Source organism: Streptomyces sp. NPDC036815, assembly GCF_055609205.1.
Window position 1 is genome coordinate 77,835 of sequence record NZ_JBVJPW010000018.1, and the last position, 15,843, is coordinate 93,677.

The window sequence follows — 15,843 nt, forward strand, 5'->3', positions numbered from 1 at the left end:
CGGGCCCTGGCCCGCATGCTGGAATTCCCAGGCGCCACAGGGCCGCCGGTGATGGGATGGTCCCATGAACGATCTTCGTATACGGACGGCAGGGCCCGGCGACCTCGACGCGGTGCTGGCCTTCTGGAAGGACGCCGCGGAGGGCACGAGCATCAGCGACGACCGCTCCGGGGTGGAACGGCTCGTCTCGCGCGATCCCGAGGCGCTGATCCTCGCCGAGTACGGCGGTGCGCTCGCGGGCACGGTCATCGCCGGTTTCGACGGCTGGCGCTGCCATCTCTACCGGCTCGCCGTGCACCCGGACCACCGCCGCCGCGGCGTGGGCTCGGCGCTGCTCGCGGCCGCGGAGGAGCGCTTCGTGCGGCTCGGCGGCCGCCGCGGCGACGCGATGGTCCTGGACCGCAACGCTCTCGCCCACCACGCCTGGCGCGCGGCGGGTTACGCTCCCGAGCCGCAGTGGAGCCGCTGGGTGAAGCCCCTCACGGGCTGAGGTGCGGGGCCTCGTGCCCGCCTCGGGTACGGGCCCCTTTGCTCATCCTTTACCATGGACCCATTACTCGTATCGACTGAAAGGTGTGAGCGTCCGCCCATGGGCGAGCCTCCCAGTACCCGACATCGCGCATTCCTCCCGCCCCTGCCCGATCATGGGACGGAGGTGACCCGATGACCGAAGTGCTCCTGCTCCTCGTGGCGCTGCTGCTCTGCCTGGCGTGCGGCGTGTTCGTCGCCGCGGAGTTCTCCCTCACGACGGTCGAGCGCAGCGAGCTCGAACGGGCCGCCGAGCGCGGCGAGCGCGGCGCCCCCGGCGCCCTCAAAGCCGTCAAGAACCTCACGTTCCAGCTCTCCGGCGCCCAGCTCGGCATCACCGTCACCAACCTGGTGGTCGGCATGCTCTCCGAGCCCTCCATCGCCAAACTCATCGCGGGACCGCTGCGCGGCCTCGGCATCCCCGCGTCGGCCGCCTCCTCCATCGCCCTGGTCCTCGGCACGGCCCTGTCGACGATCTTCCTGATGGTCATCGGCGAGCTGGTCCCCAAGAACTGGGCGATCTCCTCGCCGCTGGCCGTGGCCAAGCGGGTCGCGACGCCCCAGCGCCTGTTCAGCGCGGCCTTCCGGCCGTTCATCGCGCACCTGAACAACACCGCGAACCGGTCCGTCCGCCGCTTCGGCCTGGAGCCCACCGAGGAGCTCGCCTCCGCGCGCGGCCCCAAGGAGCTGGTCGCGCTCGCGCGGCACTCCGCCAAGGAGGGCGCCCTGGAGGCGGACACCGCCGAGCTGTTCATGCGCACGCTGAACCTCGCCGACCTCACCGCGGAGAACGTGATGACGCCCCGGGTCCAGGTCATGGCCCTGGACGTGCACGCGACCTGCGAGGACGTCGCGAACGCCACGCGCGCCACCGGCCTCTCCCGCTTCCCCGTGTACCGCGGCAACCTCGACACGGTCGTCGGTGTCGCCCACATCAAGGACATGCTCGCCGTGCCCGCCGAGCGCAGGCACCGCGTCTCCGTCGCGGAACGGATGCGGGAGCCCCTGCTCGTACCGGAGACGCTGACCGTCGACCGGCTCCTCGACCGGCTCTCGGGCAAGCGCACCATGGCCGTGGTCATCGACGAATACGGCGGCACCGCCGGTGTCGCCACCCTGGAGGACATCGTCGAGGAGGTCGTCGGCGAGGTGCGGGACGAGCACGACCCGCACGAGACGCCCGACATCGCCCCCGCGGGCACCGACGACGACGGCAGGACGCTGTACGCCGCCGACGGCGCGGCACGCACCGACCAGCTCGCGCGCGTGGGGCTGCGAGTGCCGGACGGGCCGTACGAAACGCTCGCCGGGCTCGTCGCGACGGAGCTCGGCCGCATCCCCGCCGTCGGTGACGGCGTCGAGGTCGGCGGCTGGCGACTGGACGTCGTCGACGCCGCCGGGCGCCGCGCCGCCCGCGTCATGCTGCACGCCCCGTCGGCCACCGACGACCACGAGGAGGATGCCCGATGATCGCCATCCAGCTGCTGATCGCCCTGGCGACGCTCGTCGTCAACGCCTTCTTCGTGGGCGCCGAGTTCGCTCTCATCTCCGTACGCCGCAGCCAGATCGAGCCGTACGCGGAGGAGGGGGACCGGCGCGCCAAGAGCGTGATGTGGGGCCTGAAGCACGTCTCGGCGCTGCTCGCGGCCGCGCAGCTGGGCATCACGCTGTGCACCCTGGTCCTCGGCATCGTGGCGGAGCCGGCCATCGCGCACCTGCTGGAGCCGGTGTTCGACGCGGTCGGGGTGCCGCACGGTCTGATCCACCCGGTCTCGTTCGTCATCGCGCTGGTCGTGGCGACCTATCTGCACATGCTGCTCGGCGAGATGATCCCCAAGAACATCGCGCTCGCCGAGCCGGTGCGCTCGGCGCTGCTTCTCGGTCCGCCGCTGGTGGCGCTCGCGCGGGCGCTGCGTCCGGTGATCTTCGCAATCAACGCGTTCGCCAACGGGCTGCTCAAACTGCTGCGCGTGGAGGCCAAGGACGAGGTGTCGGCGAGCTTCTCCGACGAGGATCTCGCCCGCATGGTCAAGGACTCCAGTGACGCGGGTCTGATCGACGACCGTGCGCAGGAGCGGCTGCGCGACGCGCTGGAACTGGGCCGCCGCCCCGTCAGGGACGTCGTCCTGCCGCTGGAGGACGTGGTCTACGCGCGCGTGGGCGTCACTCCGGAGAAGCTGGAGGAGCTCTCGGCCGAGTCCGGGTTCTCCCGCTTCCCCGTCGTCGACGACGGCCGTCGCATCGTCGGCTACCTGCACGTCAAGGACGCCCTTGACCGGGCACCGCGCGACCTGCCGTTCCGGGTGCCGGAGATGCGCAAGATCGCCCAGGTGCGCGAGACCACGCCGCTGGACGACGTGCTGACCGCCATGCGCGGCAGCCGTACCCATGTGGCCGCGGTGCTCGGCGCGGACGGCCGGCTCGCCGGCATGGTCACGATGGAGGACGTGCTGCGGGAGCTCTTCGGCCAGCCCGTGTGACCCCCGCCGACGAGCGCGGCGCGCCGCGGCCGACGGGAGCTTCGTCGACCGCGTCACACGGCGGGTTCGCCCGCGCCCGCCTTCGTGGCAGGCCGCGTCGGCTGCTCGGTGAGGCCGGGGCCCGCCGCCCCGGCCTCCGAGGCCCCGATGGCCGTGAGGACCGCGAGGACCGCGGCCAGCCCCGCCGTCGCGAAGGCCGCGCCCCACGGGACGTCGAGCAGGCTGGTCGCCCCGGCCACCAGCACGGCGGCCAGCGCCTGCGCGAAGGTCCGGATGGCGCGTTCGGTGGTGGCCTTCCAGAAGGCTGCGGTCCACATGGCGGGCTCGCTCTCTCGTGACGACGGCGTGCCTATGGCATACCGCCACCGGACCGCACTGCCCAGATCCCTCGCGCCCTGCGGGAGCTCAGGCCGCAGCCGTCTCCGGGGCGGCCAGGAGCGCGACCTCGTCGAGCACGGCGGCCGTCCGCGCGGCGAGTTCGGGCGTGGCCGTGAAGGACCCGTACGGCCCGGTCCGGTCCTCGATGCCGGGGATCGACAGGGTGTGTTCCGCGGCCCGCAGCCCGACCCGGCGCAGGACCGGCCGGATCATCTCTGCGGCGGGAGCTCCGCCGGAGCGGCCCGCACTGTAACTGATCAGCCCCACCGGCTTGCCCTGCCACTCCCGCTGCAGATAGTCGATGGCGTTCTTGAGGGGCGCGCTGAAGCCGCCGTTGTACATCGGCATCACGAAGACAAAGCAGTCGGCGGCCGCGACGGTCGCACTCCAGTCCTTGGTGTGCTGGTGGACGTACCGCCCCTCCTCCGGGTGCTCGGGCTCGTCGAAGAACGGCAGGTCCACCTCCGCGAGGTCGATCAAGGTGGTGTCGAACTCCTCGCGGGCGGCGGCGAGTTCCGCCACCCAAGTTGCCAGCGGGCGCCCCGCGGAGGTGGGCCGGGTACTGGCCGAGACGACGTGCAAACGGAACATCGCGGCAATCCTTCAGGTAGGGGTGGCGTCGCGGGTGACCGCGACGGGCGGGATGGAGAGGCGGCGGATGGCCGGCTGAGCGAGGGGTCCTATCGCGGCGGCGAACAGCACCGTGCCCACGCCGACCGTCCCACCGAGCAGCCAGCCCACCGCCAGGACGCACAGCTCGATCACGGTGCGTGCGAGCCGGATCGAGATGCCGCGCCGTGCGAGACCGGTCATGAGACCGTCGCGCGGTCCCGGGCCGAGCCCGGCTCCGATGTAGAGGCCGGTGGCCAGGGCATTCAGCGCGATGCCCACGACGAGCAGCGCCGCGCGGGCGGCCAGGGCGCGGGGCTCGGGCAGCAGGGCGAGGGCCGCGTCGGCGGCGAGGCCCACCACCAGGATGTTGCAGATCGTGCCGATGCCGGGGCGCACCCGCAGCGGTATCCAGGCCAGGAGCACCAGCGCGCCCACGAGGTTCACCACCCAGCCGAACGGCAGCCCGGTGGTCCGCGCCACGCCCTGGTGCAGGGCGTCCCACGAGGGGAGGCCGAGGTCCGCGGCGACCATGAGCGCGATGCTGGCACCGAACAGGAGGAGTCCGCAGATCAGGCGCGTCGACCGGGAGAGCACGTGCGCCTGCCGAGGGTGGGACCGCATGTCATCTCCCTGGTGGTTGACGTGTCACCCATGACGCTAGAAGCGGGGTGCGTGACATGTCAACCACTTCGGTGACTGACACGTCAACCACCTCTCCGTTACGGTGGACCACGTGACCCAGGAACCTCGCTGGCTGACCGACCACGAGCAGCGCGCATGGCAGGCGTACCGCCGCATGTTCCTTCTGCTCAACGCTCAGCTGTCCCGTGATCTCAACCAGCAGAGCGGGCTCTCCGAACCCGATTACGACGTGCTGTCCAACCTGGGCACCGCCCCCGGCCACCGCTGCCGCGTCAGCGAGCTCGCGGACCGCATGCTCTGGTCCCGCAGTCGCCTCTCCCACCACCTGGCCCGCATGCAGCAGCGCGGCCTCGTGGTGCGCGAGGAGTGCGAGACGGACGGCCGGGGTGCGGTGGTCGTCCTCACGGAGGAGGGGCTGCGCACGGTCGACGCGGCCGCTCCGCTGCACGTCGAGTCGGTCCGCAGGCACTTCATGGATCTGCTGACGACCGAACAGATCGAGGCGTTCGCCGACGTCGGGGAGACGGTGGTGGCCCGCCTCACCGGAACCGGGCCCCGGTGACGCCGGGTGCGGTCGGCTCCGGCGGGATAACATCACTTCCGCCATGCAGATGAATGCCGATTACACCAGTCTCGTCGCGGTGGGCGACTCCTTCACCGAGGGAATGTCGGACCTGCTGCCCGACGGCAGCTACCGCGGGTGGGCCGACCTCCTGGCCGCCCGGATGGCGGCGCACAGCCCCGGCTTCCGCTACGCGAACCTCGCGGTGCGGGGCAAGCTCATCGGCCAGATCGTCGACGAGCAGGTGGACGTCGCGGCCGCGATGCAGGCCGACGTGGTCACCCTGGTGGGCGGGCTCAACGACACACTGCGCCCCAAGTGCGACATGGGGCGCGTGCGCGGCCTGCTCGAAGAGGCCGTCGAGCGGCTCGCCCCCTCCTGCAAGCAGCTCGTCCTGATGCGCAGCCCGGGACGGAACGGTCCGGTGCTGCAGCGGTTCCGGCCGCGCATGGAGGAGCTCTACTCCCACGTCGAGGACCTGGCCGAACGGCACGGCGCGCTCGTCGTGGACCTCTACGGCGCGGCGGTCCTCGGCGACCAGCGCCTGTGGGACGTGGACCGGCTGCACCCCACGGCCGAGGGCCACCGCAGGATCGCCGAGGCCGTGTGGCAGGCGCTCGGCTACGACCCGGAGGACGACTGGCAGAGCCCGCTGCCCGCCGCCGTGCCGCCGGGCTGGGCCATGCGCCGCGTCGCCGACGCCCGCTTCGCCAGGCAGCACCTCGGCCCGTGGATAGGCCGCCGCCTCACCGGCCGCTCCTCCGGCGACGGCCGCTCCCCCAAACGCCCTGAACTGCTGCCCTACGAGGACCCGTCCGCGTAGCGGCACTCGGCACCCGCTCTCGTAGCTTCGAACGAACGGGGGCGTGGCGCTGGCCTGCATGAACGCCCAGTAGAATCCCTTTACGTGACTGCCGCGCCCGCAAAGCCCCGTATCCCGAACGTCCTCGCCGGACGTTATGCCTCCGCCGAGCTCGCCACCCTCTGGTCGCCCGAGCAGAAGGTGAAGCTCGAGCGTCAGCTCTGGCTTGCCGTGCTGCGTGCGCAGAAGGACCTCGGGATCGAGGTTCCCGACGCCGCCATCGCCGACTACGAGCGCGTGCTCGACCAGGTCGACCTGGCCTCCATCGCCGAGCGCGAGAAGGTCACGCGTCACGACGTGAAGGCCCGTATCGAGGAGTTCAACGCCCTCGCCGGGCACGAGCACGTCCACAAGGGCATGACCTCCCGCGACCTCACCGAGAACGTCGAGCAGCTGCAGATCCGGCTCTCCCTGGAGCTGATCCGCTCCCGCACCGTCGCCGTCCTCGCCCGGCTCGGCAAGCTCGCCGGCGAGTACGCGGAGCTGGTCATGGCGGGCCGATCCCACAACGTCGCCGCCCAGGCGACGACGCTGGGCAAGCGCTTCGCGACCGGCGCCGACGAGTTGCTCGTCGCCTATCGCCGCCTCGACGAGCTCATCGACCGCTATCCGCTGCGCGGCATCAAGGGCCCGGTCGGCACCGCCCAGGACATGCTCGACCTGCTCGGCGGCGACGCCGCGAAGCTGGCCGACCTGGAGCAGCGCATCGCCTCGCACCTGGGCTTCGAGACGGCCTTCACCTCGGTCGGCCAGGTCTACCCGCGCTCCCTCGACTACGACGTCGTCACCGCGCTCGTGCAGGTCGCCGCCGCACCGTCCTCGATCGCCAAGACGGTCCGCCTGATGGCCGGGCACGAGCTGGTCACCGAGGGCTTCAAGCCGGGCCAGGTCGGCTCGTCCGCGATGCCGCACAAGATGAACACCCGCTCCTGCGAGCGCGTCAACGGCCTCACCGTCATCCTGCGCGGCTACGCCTCGATGACCGGCGAGCTCGCGGGCGACCAGTGGAACGAGGGCGACGTCTCCTGCTCCGTCGTGCGCCGCGTCGCCCTGCCCGACGCGTTCTTCGCGCTCGACGGGCTCCTGGAGACCTTCCTGACCGTGCTCGACGAGTTCGGGGCGTTCCCCGCCGTCGTGGCGCGCGAGCTCGACCGCTACCTCCCCTTCCTCGCCACCACCAAGGTCCTGATGGCCTCGGTGCGCGCGGGCGTCGGCCGCGAGGAGGCGCACGAGGCCATCAAGGAGAACGCGGTCGCCTCGGCGCTCGCCATGCGGGAGCAGGGCGCCGAGCGCAACGAACTGCTCGACAAGCTCGCCGCCGACTCCCGCATCCCGCTGGACCGCGCCGAGCTGGACGAGCTGATGGCCGACAAGCTGTCCTTCACCGGTGCCGCCGGTGACCAGGTGGGCACGGTCGTCGCGCGGATCGAGGCCCTCCTGAAGGAGCACCCCGAGGCCGCCGCCTACACGCCGGGCGCGATTCTCTGACGGCTGGCACACACGACTGGCACGCACGACGCGACGGCCCCGGGCACGACGCCCGGGGCCGTCGCGCGTCCCGCTACAGGCCCACGTCCCGGCTGCGGAAGTCCTCCAGGGACTCGCGGCGGACCAGCAGCCTGGCGTGCCCGCCGGAGACGGCGACCACGGGCGGGCGGCCGACGAGGTTGTAGCCGGAGGCCATCGACAGGTGGTACGCCCCGGCGACCGGGACGGCGAGCAGGTCCCCGGGCCGTACGTCGCCGGGCAGCGGTACGTCCGAGGCCAGGATGTCGCCCGCCTCGCAGTGCCGGCCGACGACCGTCACCGGCGCGGGCCCGGCCGTGGAGCACCGCCCGACCAGGCGGGGCACGTACCGCACGCCGTAGAGCGCCGGGCGCGGGTTGTCGCTCATCCCGCCGTCCACGGCGACGAACGTCCGGCCGCTGGTCCGCTTGACGGCGAGGACCCGGTAGAGCGCCACTCCGGCAGGGCCCGCGACGGCCCGCCCCGGCTCCACGATCAGACGCGGCACCGGAAGACCGGCCGCCGCGCAGGCCTCGGTCAGCTCGGCCCGCACCTTGCGGCCGAGCGTGGCGATGTCGAGTGCCTCGTCGCCGGGGCGGTAGGCGATGCCGTGGCCGCCCCCGAGGTCCAGCTCGGGGAGGGTGACGCCGTGCTGGTCCTCGATCCGCGCCATCAGCCCGACCATGCGCCGCACCGCGGCGAGGAACGGCTTCTCCGTGGTGATCTGCGAGCCCAGGTGGCAGTGCAGGCCCACCAGTTCGAGCGTCGGCTGGCCGAGGATGCGGGCGACGGCGTGCTGGGCGGAACCGTCCGTGAGGGACAGGCCGAACTTCTGGTCGTCGGTGCCCGTGCGGATCTTGGCGTGCCCACCGGCCGCGATGCCCGGCACCACCCTGACCAGCACCTTCTGACGGCTGCCCGGGGGCACGGCCGCGGCCAGGCGGGCGATCTCCGAGGCGCTGTCGATGACGATCCGGCCGACCCCGAGTCGTAGGGCCGCCTGCAGGTCCTGGGGGCTCTTGGCGTTGCCGTGCAGCACGATGCGGTCCGCGGGGAAGCCCGTCGTGACGGCGAGCTCCAGCTCACCCGCCGAGCACACGTCGAGGCCGAGGCCCTCCTCGTGCATCCAGTGCGCCATGGCGCGGCACAGGAACGCCTTGGCGGCGTAGAGCACTTCGCCGTCCGGGAAGGCGCGCAGGTAGGCGCGGCAGCGGGCGCGTATGTCGCCTTCGTCGACGAGGTAGGCGGGGGTGCCGAAGCGCTCCGCGAGGCCGGTGAGCGGCACGCCGCCGACGGCGAGGTCGCCGCGGGCGAGCCGGGTGGTGGAGGCGGGCCAGACGGACAGGTCGTCGTCGTGTCCGGTGAGGGCCTCGGCAGGGGCGGCCGCGGGGGCCGTCACGGCCGGGAGCGGGGGTACGCGCAGTGTGGTCATGTTCGCTTCTCTCTTCGGCTCGGCCTGAGCCGGTCCACTCGGCCTCAGCCGATCCACAGGGCCAGGGCGCCCGCCAGGGCCGCCGTGCCGGTGACCCGCAGGGCGTCCGCCGGCCGCGGACCTCGGAGCCGCCGGACGGCGTCGTACCGCTCGCCGGGGCGCGGCGGCCGCGGGCCGACGGGGTGTGCGGCGAGCCGCGGGTCGACGGTGACCCCGGAGACGCCGAGCGGCTCGACGAGCGAGCGGAGCGCCGGTTCGGAGAGCCTGATCCACGGCTGCCGGGGGCCGAGCGCGGTGCTCAGGAGCTCCGCGCTGGTGAAGGCGACGGCGGTGCGTCCGCCGACGGGGGTGCGGAACAAGCGGGCCACCCAGCCCGCGGGTCCCGGCCGGACGGGGACGAACAGCGGCCCGGCCGGGAAGGGTTCACAGGGCTCGGGGTCCTCGCCGCACGGGAGCTCTGCCATGGGGTTCCTCCAGAGGGGACGGCTGGGAAGCCGGGAATTCGGAAAGCGGGGAACTGCACCGCGGATCCGTGGAGTGCCGCGGCATACGGTGACGTTATGCCCGGCACAGGGTGCCAACCGACCCTCCATGACGCGACGTTGACGCGTCGACGCCCTCCTCTGACGCAATGCCGACGCACGGAGTGTCCACTCGTTCGGGTCGAGTCAAAGTCGATGGGGTGCTCTTGAGTCCGCGGGCGCGGGACAGTTGGATGGCGGGCGGAGCGGGAAAGCGGCGCCGAGGCAGCCGACCGCCGGTCACGGCCCCGCCGACCGGCGCACCCGTTTCACCCGTAGGCCTCACTCCGCAGGAGCCGCTGATGATCGAGCTTTCCCCGCACCACCTGCCCGCCGTGCCCCGCTGGTTCACTCCCGGCACGCCCGGCCCCGGCTCCCTGCCCGAGCACGTCGCGGCCGTCGGCACCGGGCGCTGGTGGGCCGACCGCCCGCTCGACCCCCGGGCCGTCGCGGTCTCCTGCGCGGGCCACGTGCTGCTGCGCGGCGACGCGCGCAGTGTCGCCCCCGACCTGCTCGCCCCTTTCGCGCACAGCCACGTCGAGGCCCCCGACCGTTTCCTGCCGGTGCTCGGCGCCGCCTTCGACCGGCTCGTACCGGCCGAGCGGATGGTGTACGTCCACCGTGAGCAGGCCGAGGCGCCCCGGACGCCCCGGGGCGTGACCGTCCGCCGGCTGACGTCCGCCGACGCCCCCGCGCTCGCCGCCCTCTCCCCCGACGCGTCCTGGATCCACGACAGTTGGGGCGGGCCCGAGGGTCTTGCCGCCTCCGGGCACAGCTGGGGCGCCGTCGACCGAGGCGGTCAGATCGCCGCCGTGGCGTGCAGCTACTTCACCGGCGAGGTGTACGAGGACGTGGCGGTGCTCACCGCGCCGGAGCGTCGGCGCGAGCGCCTCGCGCTGGCCTGTGTGACCGCCCTGTGCGCGGACGTCACCGCGCGCGGCCGCACGGCGAGCTGGTCCTGCGCCCGCGACAACCGGCCCAGTCGGCTGCTTGCCTGGACGGCGGGTTTCCGACTGCACCGGGAGTACGTCCAGTACGTCACGGGCAAGCCCGTCGCCCGCCCGCGGCACACCACGCGCGCCTCGGCCTGACACACGGGAGGCGCTGGGGCCGCCGGCGGACGGCTCCATGCCCGCGGCAATCAATAGTCGCCCGCTCGTTCGAGATCAAGAGCGATCAGAAGAGGGCAAGGTCACAGCCCCTGGTGGCACCGCGTGCCATGGGTTGCGCCCTAGCATCGGGGCATGACGGTCCTGCCTGACGACGGGCTTTCGCTGGCCGCCGAGTTCCCTGATGCAACCCATGAGCAGTGGCAGCGCCTTGTGGAAGGCGTGCTGCGCAAGTCGGGTAAAGACGTATCGGGCCCGGCCGCCGAAGAAGCACTGTCCACCGCTCTCGAGGACGGGCTCACCACCCGCCCCCTGTACACCGCCCGCGACGCCGCGTCCGATGTCGGACATCCCGGCTTTGCCCCCTTCGTGCGAGGTGGCACGGCCGGCGGCAACGCGGCCACGGGCTGGGACGTGCGGCAGCGCCACGCGAGCACCGACCCCGCCCGGACGAACGAGGCCGTCCTCGCGGACCTGGAGCACGGCGTCACGTCGGTGTGGCTCGGCGTCGGCGCGAACGGCGTCCCGGTGTCCGCGCTGGCGTCGGCGCTGAAGGGCGTCTATCTCGACCTCGCACCCGTGGCCCTCGACGCGGGCGCCGAATTCGCCCCCGCCGCCCACGCGTTGCTCGGCCTGTACGAGGCGGCGGGCGTGCCCGACGCGTCGGCGCGCGGCACGCTCGGCGCGGACATCCTGGCCCACGAGGCCCGCACCGGCGAGGCGTTGGACCCGGCCGCGGCCGTGGAGCTCGCACAGCTGTGCGCGCGGCGCTACCCCGGCCTCCGGGCGCTCACGGTGGACGCGCTGCCCTACCACGAGGCAGGCGGCTCGGCGGCACAGGAGCTGGGCGCCTCGCTCGCCACCGGCGTCGCCTACCTGCGCGAGCTCTCCGCCGCCGGGCTCCCTCTCGAAGAGGCCTGCGCCCAGCTGGAGTTCCGCTACGCGGCGACCGCTGACCAGTTCCTGACCATCGCCAAGCTCCGCGCGGCACGGCGCCTCTGGGCCCGCGTGGCCGAGGTGTGCGGGGCCCCCGCGGCGGGCGCGCAGCGTCAGCACGCGGTGACGTCGTCGGTGATGATGACCCGGCGTGACCCGTGGGTGAACATGCTGCGCACGACGGTCGCCTGCCTGGGCGCGGGCGTCGGGGGCGCCGACTCCGTCACCGTGCTGCCGTTCGACCACTCGCTCGGTCTGCCCGACGCCTTCGCGCGCCGGATCGCCCGCAACACGTCGACGATCCTCATCGAGGAGTCGCACCTCGCGCGCGTCATCGACCCGGCGGGTGGCTCCTGGTACGTGGAGCGCCTCACGGACGAACTCGCCCAAGCGGGCTGGGAGTTCTTCCAGGCGATCGAGCGAGCGGGCGGCCAGGCGGCGGCCCTGCGGTCCGGGATGATCGGCGAACGCCTCGCGGCCACCTGGGCCGAGCGCAGCAAGAAGCTCGGCTCGCGCCGCGAACCCATCACCGGCGTCAGCGAGTTCCCCCAGCTCGCCGAGCGCCCCGTGGAGCGCGACCCAGCGCCGTCCTTGCCCCTCGGCGGTCTGCCCCGGGTGCGCCGCGACGAGGCGTACGAAGCCCTGCGCGCCCGCTCGGACGCGCACCTGGCGCGGACCGGCGCGCGGCCGCGGGTGTTCCTCGCCGCGCTCGGCCCCGCCGCCGCGCACACCGCACGGGCCACCTTCGCCTCGAACCTCTTCCAGGCGGGCGGCATCGAGGCCGTGCACGAACCGGCGTCGGTGGATCCCGGGACGGCCGCCGACGCCTTCCGGGCCAGCGGCGCGAGCGTCGCGTGTCTGTGCTCCAGCGACGCGCTCTACGCCGAACAGGCCGACACGGTCGCGCAGGCCCTCAAGGCGGCGGGCGCGGAGCGGGTCTTCCTGGCCGGGCGCGGGGAGTACGCCGGTGTCGACGCGTACGTCTTCGCGGGCTGTGACGCCGTCGCCGTGCTCTCCTCCACCCTCGACCGCATGGGAGTGGCGTAATGCGGATCCCCGACTTCTCCTCCATCGACCTCGGCCCCGGCGCGGGCGCCGAGGGCTCGCCCGAGCAGTGGCGCACGGCGGTGAAGGAATCCACCGGCCGGTCCGAGAGCGATCTGCTGTGGGAGACGCCCGAGGGCATCGCGGTCAAGCCGCTGTACACCGGCGCCGATGTGGAGGGCCTCGACTTCCTCGGCACGTACCCGGGTGTCGCGCCGTACCTACGCGGCCCCTACCCGACGATGTACGTGAACCAGCCCTGGACGATCCGCCAGTACGCGGGATTCTCCACCGCGGAGGAGTCCAACGCCTTCTACCGCCGCAATCTCGCGGCAGGGCAGAAGGGCCTCTCGGTCGCCTTCGACCTGCCCACGCACCGCGGTTACGACAGCGACCACCCGCGCGTGACGGGCGACGTCGGCATGGCGGGCGTCGCCATCGACTCGATCTACGACATGCGTCAGCTCTTCGACGGCATTCCGCTGGACAGGATGACCGTGTCGATGACGATGAATGGCGCGGTGCTTCCGGTGCTCGCGCTCTACATCGTGGCCGCCGAGGAGCAGGGCGTACCGCCCGAGAAGCTGGCCGGGACCATCCAGAACGACATCCTCAAAGAGTTCATGGTCCGCAACACCTACATCTATCCGCCCAAGCCCTCGATGCGGATCATCTCCGACATCTTCGCGTACACCTCGCAGAAGATGCCGCGCTACAACTCCATCTCGATCTCCGGCTACCACATCCAGGAAGCGGGTGCGACGGCCGACCTGGAGCTCGCGTACACCCTCGCCGACGGTGTGGAGTACCTGAGGGCGGGCCAGGAAGCGGGCCTGGACGTGGACGCGTTCGCGCCGCGGCTCTCCTTCTTCTGGGCGATCGGCATGAACTTCTTCATGGAGGTCGCCAAGCTCCGCGCGGCGCGCCTCCTGTGGGCGAAGCTGGTCAAGCAGTTCGACCCGAAGAACGCCAAGTCGCTCTCGCTGCGCACCCATTCGCAGACCTCGGGCTGGTCGCTGACCGCGCAGGACGTGTTCAACAACGTCACGCGCACCTGCGTCGAGGCGATGGCGGCGACCCAGGGCCACACCCAGTCGCTGCACACGAACGCCCTGGACGAGGCGCTCGCCCTGCCGACCGACTTCTCCGCGCGCATCGCCCGCAACACCCAGCTGCTCATCCAGCAGGAGTCGGGCACGACGCGCACGATCGACCCGTGGGGCGGCAGCGCCTACGTCGAGAAGCTCACGTACGACCTGGCGCGCCGTGCCTGGCAGCACATCGAGGAGGTCGAGGCGGCGGGCGGCATGGCGCAGGCCATCGACGCCGGCATCCCGAAGCTGCGCGTCGAGGAGGCCGCGGCGCGTACGCAGGCCCGCATCGACTCGGGGCGCCAGCCGGTCATCGGCGTCAACAAGTACCGGGTGGACAGCGACGAACAGATCGAGGTCCTCAAGGTCGACAACTCCTCGGTGCGCACCCAGCAGATCGCCAAGTTGCGGCGGCTGCGCGAAGAGCGCGACGAGGCGGCCTGCCAGGACGCGCTCCGCACGCTGACCGCGGCCGCCCAGCGAGGCCCCGGCCGGGGCCTGGAGGGCAACCTGCTCGCGCTCGCGGTGGACGCGGCCCGCGCGAAGGCCACGGTCGGTGAGATCTCCGACGCACTGGAGAGCGTGTACGGGCGGCACGCGGGCCAGATCCGTACGATCTCCGGTGTGTACCGCACCGAAGCAGGCCAGTCCCCGTCCGTCGAGCGGACCCGCACGCTGGTGGACGCGTTCGACGAGGCCGAGGGGCGCAGGCCGCGCATCCTGGTCGCCAAGATGGGCCAGGACGGCCACGACCGCGGCCAGAAGGTCATCGCGTCGGCCTTCGCCGACCTGGGCTTCGACGTCGATGTCGGCCCGCTGTTCCAGACCCCGGCGGAGGTCGCGCGCCAGGCCGTCGAGGCGGACGTGCACATCGTCGGCGTCTCCTCGCTGGCCGCGGGGCACCTCACCCTCGTACCGGCGCTGCGCGAGGAGCTGGCCGCCGAGGGGCGCGAGGACATCATGATCGTGGTGGGCGGGGTGATCCCGCCGCAGGACGTCGAGGCGCTGCACGAGGCGGGCGCCACCGCGGTCTTCCCGCCCGGCACGGTGATCCCGGACGCGGCGTACGACCTGGTGAACCGACTTGCGGCCGACCTCGGCCACGAACTGTGAGCCGGTGAGCGCCGAGCCATGCCTGTGACGATCGACATCGACACGTACGCGAAGGGCGTCCTCGACGGGAAGCGCGCGTTCATCGCGCGCGCCATCACCCTCGTCGAATCGACCAGGCCGCAGCACCGGGCGCTCGCGCAGGAGTTGCTGACCGAGCTGCTTCCGCACAGCGGGCGGGCGCGGCGGGTCGGCATCAGCGGGGTGCCCGGCGTCGGCAAGTCCACGTTCATCGACGCGCTCGGCACGATGCTCACCTCGCTCGGGCACCGCGTCGCGGTGCTCGCCGTCGACCCGTCGTCCACGCGGACGGGCGGCTCCATCCTGGGCGACAAGACCAGGATGGAGCGGCTCTCGCTGGATCCCGCGGCCTTCGTGCGGCCGTCTCCCTCCGCCGGGACCCTCGGCGGGGTGGCCAAGGCGACCCGGGAGTCGATCGTGGTGATGGAGGCCGCGGGGTACGACGTGGTCCTCGTGGAGACCGTGGGGGTCGGACAGTCGGAGACTGCGGTCGCGAACATGGTCGACACGTTCCTGCTGCTGACCCTCGCCCGCACCGGCGACCAACTGCAGGGCATCAAGAAGGGCGTCCTGGAGCTCGCGGACGTGATCGCCGTGAACAAGGCGGACGGCCCGCACGAACGCGACGCGCGCTCGGCCGCGCGCGAACTGGCCGGCGCGCTGCGCCTGATGCATCCGGCCGACTCCGCGTGGACCCCGCCGGTGCTCACGTGCAGTGCCCGCGAGTCCAGCGGTCTCGACACCCTGTGGGAGCGGATCGAGCAGCACAGGACGCTGCTGGAGTCGACCGACCGGCTCGCCGCCAAGCGCCGCGACCAGCAGATCGACTGGACGTGGGCGATGGTGCGGGACGCGTTGCTGGACCGGCTCCGGGACAGCCCCGGCGTGCGAAGCGCCACCCCTGGGCTGGAGCAGCGGGTGCGGGAGGGTACGTTGACGGCCACCTCGGCCGCCGAGCAGATCCTCGACGCGTTCCAGGGCGACCGGCCCGCGACGCGTCCCACGTGAA

General features: G+C 72.6%; 15 protein-coding genes. 10 read left to right on the top strand and 5 right to left on the bottom strand.

Translation table 11 applies throughout. The features are described 5' to 3' along the window. The first annotated feature begins 64 nt into the window (after window positions 1-64). The 3 genes from ACZ69I_RS29385 (at window position 65) to ACZ69I_RS29395 (ending at window position 3,008) form a co-directional block, all read left to right on the top strand. Window positions 65-490 (top strand): GNAT family N-acetyltransferase, encoded by a 426-nt coding sequence (locus ACZ69I_RS29385; protein ID WP_470835606.1) that lies wholly within the window; start codon window positions 65-67, stop codon window positions 488-490. Between the two features lie 173 nt (window positions 491-663). After that, window positions 664-1,998, top strand: coding sequence for a hemolysin family protein (locus tag ACZ69I_RS29390; RefSeq protein WP_470835607.1), 1,335 nt, complete (start codon window positions 664-666; stop codon window positions 1,996-1,998). Continuing rightward, window positions 1,995-3,008 (top strand): hemolysin family protein, encoded by a 1,014-nt coding sequence (locus ACZ69I_RS29395; protein ID WP_467681255.1) that lies wholly within the window; start codon window positions 1,995-1,997, stop codon window positions 3,006-3,008. Before ACZ69I_RS29390 ends, ACZ69I_RS29395 begins: the two co-directional genes overlap by 4 nt. Before the next feature lie 53 nt (window positions 3,009-3,061). Here ACZ69I_RS29395 and ACZ69I_RS29400 read toward each other — a convergent pair whose 3' ends face one another. The 3 genes from ACZ69I_RS29400 to yczE all read right to left on the bottom strand — a co-directional run bounded on the left by ACZ69I_RS29400 (window position 3,062) and on the right by yczE (window position 4,619). Then, window positions 3,062-3,325 (bottom strand): holin, encoded by a 264-nt coding sequence (locus ACZ69I_RS29400; protein ID WP_467681257.1) that lies wholly within the window; start codon window positions 3,323-3,325, stop codon window positions 3,062-3,064. 88 nt (window positions 3,326-3,413) lie between these two features. After that, window positions 3,414-3,977, bottom strand: a complete 564-nt coding sequence (locus ACZ69I_RS29405; protein WP_467681259.1) for an NADPH-dependent FMN reductase — start codon at window positions 3,975-3,977, stop codon at window positions 3,414-3,416. Between the two features lie 12 nt (window positions 3,978-3,989). Next, window positions 3,990-4,619 carry a membrane protein YczE gene (gene yczE, locus ACZ69I_RS29410; protein WP_470835608.1) on the bottom strand — a complete coding sequence of 210 codons (630 nt, stop codon included), beginning with the start codon at window positions 4,617-4,619 and terminating at the stop codon, window positions 3,990-3,992. 112 nt (window positions 4,620-4,731) lie between these two features. On the opposite strand from yczE, the gene ACZ69I_RS29415 reads away from it, so the two are divergent. The 3 genes from ACZ69I_RS29415 (at window position 4,732) to purB (ending at window position 7,552) form a co-directional block, all read left to right on the top strand. Beyond that, a complete protein-coding gene (locus ACZ69I_RS29415) occupies window positions 4,732-5,202 on the top strand; it encodes a MarR family winged helix-turn-helix transcriptional regulator (RefSeq protein ID WP_470835609.1) in 471 nt (156 codons plus the stop codon). Between the two features lie 43 nt (window positions 5,203-5,245). Next, window positions 5,246-6,025, top strand: a complete 780-nt coding sequence (locus ACZ69I_RS29420; RefSeq protein ID WP_470835611.1) for an SGNH/GDSL hydrolase family protein — start codon at window positions 5,246-5,248, stop codon at window positions 6,023-6,025. 84 nt (window positions 6,026-6,109) lie between these two features. Then, window positions 6,110-7,552: an adenylosuccinate lyase gene (gene purB, locus ACZ69I_RS29425; protein WP_470835612.1), complete on the top strand. Its 1,443-nt coding sequence runs from the start codon at window positions 6,110-6,112 to the stop codon at window positions 7,550-7,552. Window positions 7,553-7,625: 73 nt separating this feature from the next. Here purB and lysA read toward each other — a convergent pair whose 3' ends face one another. Together lysA and ACZ69I_RS29435 are read right to left on the bottom strand one after the other, a co-directional pair. After that, window positions 7,626-9,002, bottom strand: coding sequence for a diaminopimelate decarboxylase (gene lysA / locus ACZ69I_RS29430; RefSeq protein WP_470835614.1), 1,377 nt, complete (start codon window positions 9,000-9,002; stop codon window positions 7,626-7,628). Window positions 9,003-9,046: 44 nt separating this feature from the next. Then, entirely contained in the window at window positions 9,047-9,466 is a 420-nt protein-coding gene (locus ACZ69I_RS29435) for an SAV_915 family protein (protein WP_470835616.1), read from the bottom strand. A 359-nt stretch (window positions 9,467-9,825) separates the two neighbouring features. Here ACZ69I_RS29435 and ACZ69I_RS29440 point away from each other — a divergent pair, with 359 nt between their 5' ends. From ACZ69I_RS29440 to meaB, 4 genes are all read left to right on the top strand, one after another. Next, on the top strand, window positions 9,826-10,614 hold the full coding sequence (locus tag ACZ69I_RS29440; protein ID WP_470835617.1) for a GNAT family N-acetyltransferase: 789 nt from the start codon (window positions 9,826-9,828) through the stop codon (window positions 10,612-10,614). Window positions 10,615-10,767: 153 nt separating this feature from the next. Continuing rightward, window positions 10,768-12,615 carry a methylmalonyl-CoA mutase small subunit gene (gene mutA, locus ACZ69I_RS29445; RefSeq protein ID WP_470835618.1) on the top strand — a complete coding sequence of 616 codons (1,848 nt, stop codon included), beginning with the start codon at window positions 10,768-10,770 and terminating at the stop codon, window positions 12,613-12,615. Then, the gene (gene scpA, locus ACZ69I_RS29450) at window positions 12,615-14,816 is read left to right on the top strand and encodes a methylmalonyl-CoA mutase (protein WP_470835620.1); all 2,202 of its coding nucleotides are present in this window, start codon (window positions 12,615-12,617) and stop codon (window positions 14,814-14,816) included. The genes mutA and scpA overlap by 1 nt, the downstream gene beginning before the upstream one ends. Window positions 14,817-14,834: 18 nt before the next feature. Beyond that, window positions 14,835-15,842, top strand: coding sequence for a methylmalonyl Co-A mutase-associated GTPase MeaB (gene meaB / locus ACZ69I_RS29455; RefSeq protein ID WP_470835622.1), 1,008 nt, complete (start codon window positions 14,835-14,837; stop codon window positions 15,840-15,842). Window position 15,843 lies beyond the last annotated feature (1 nt).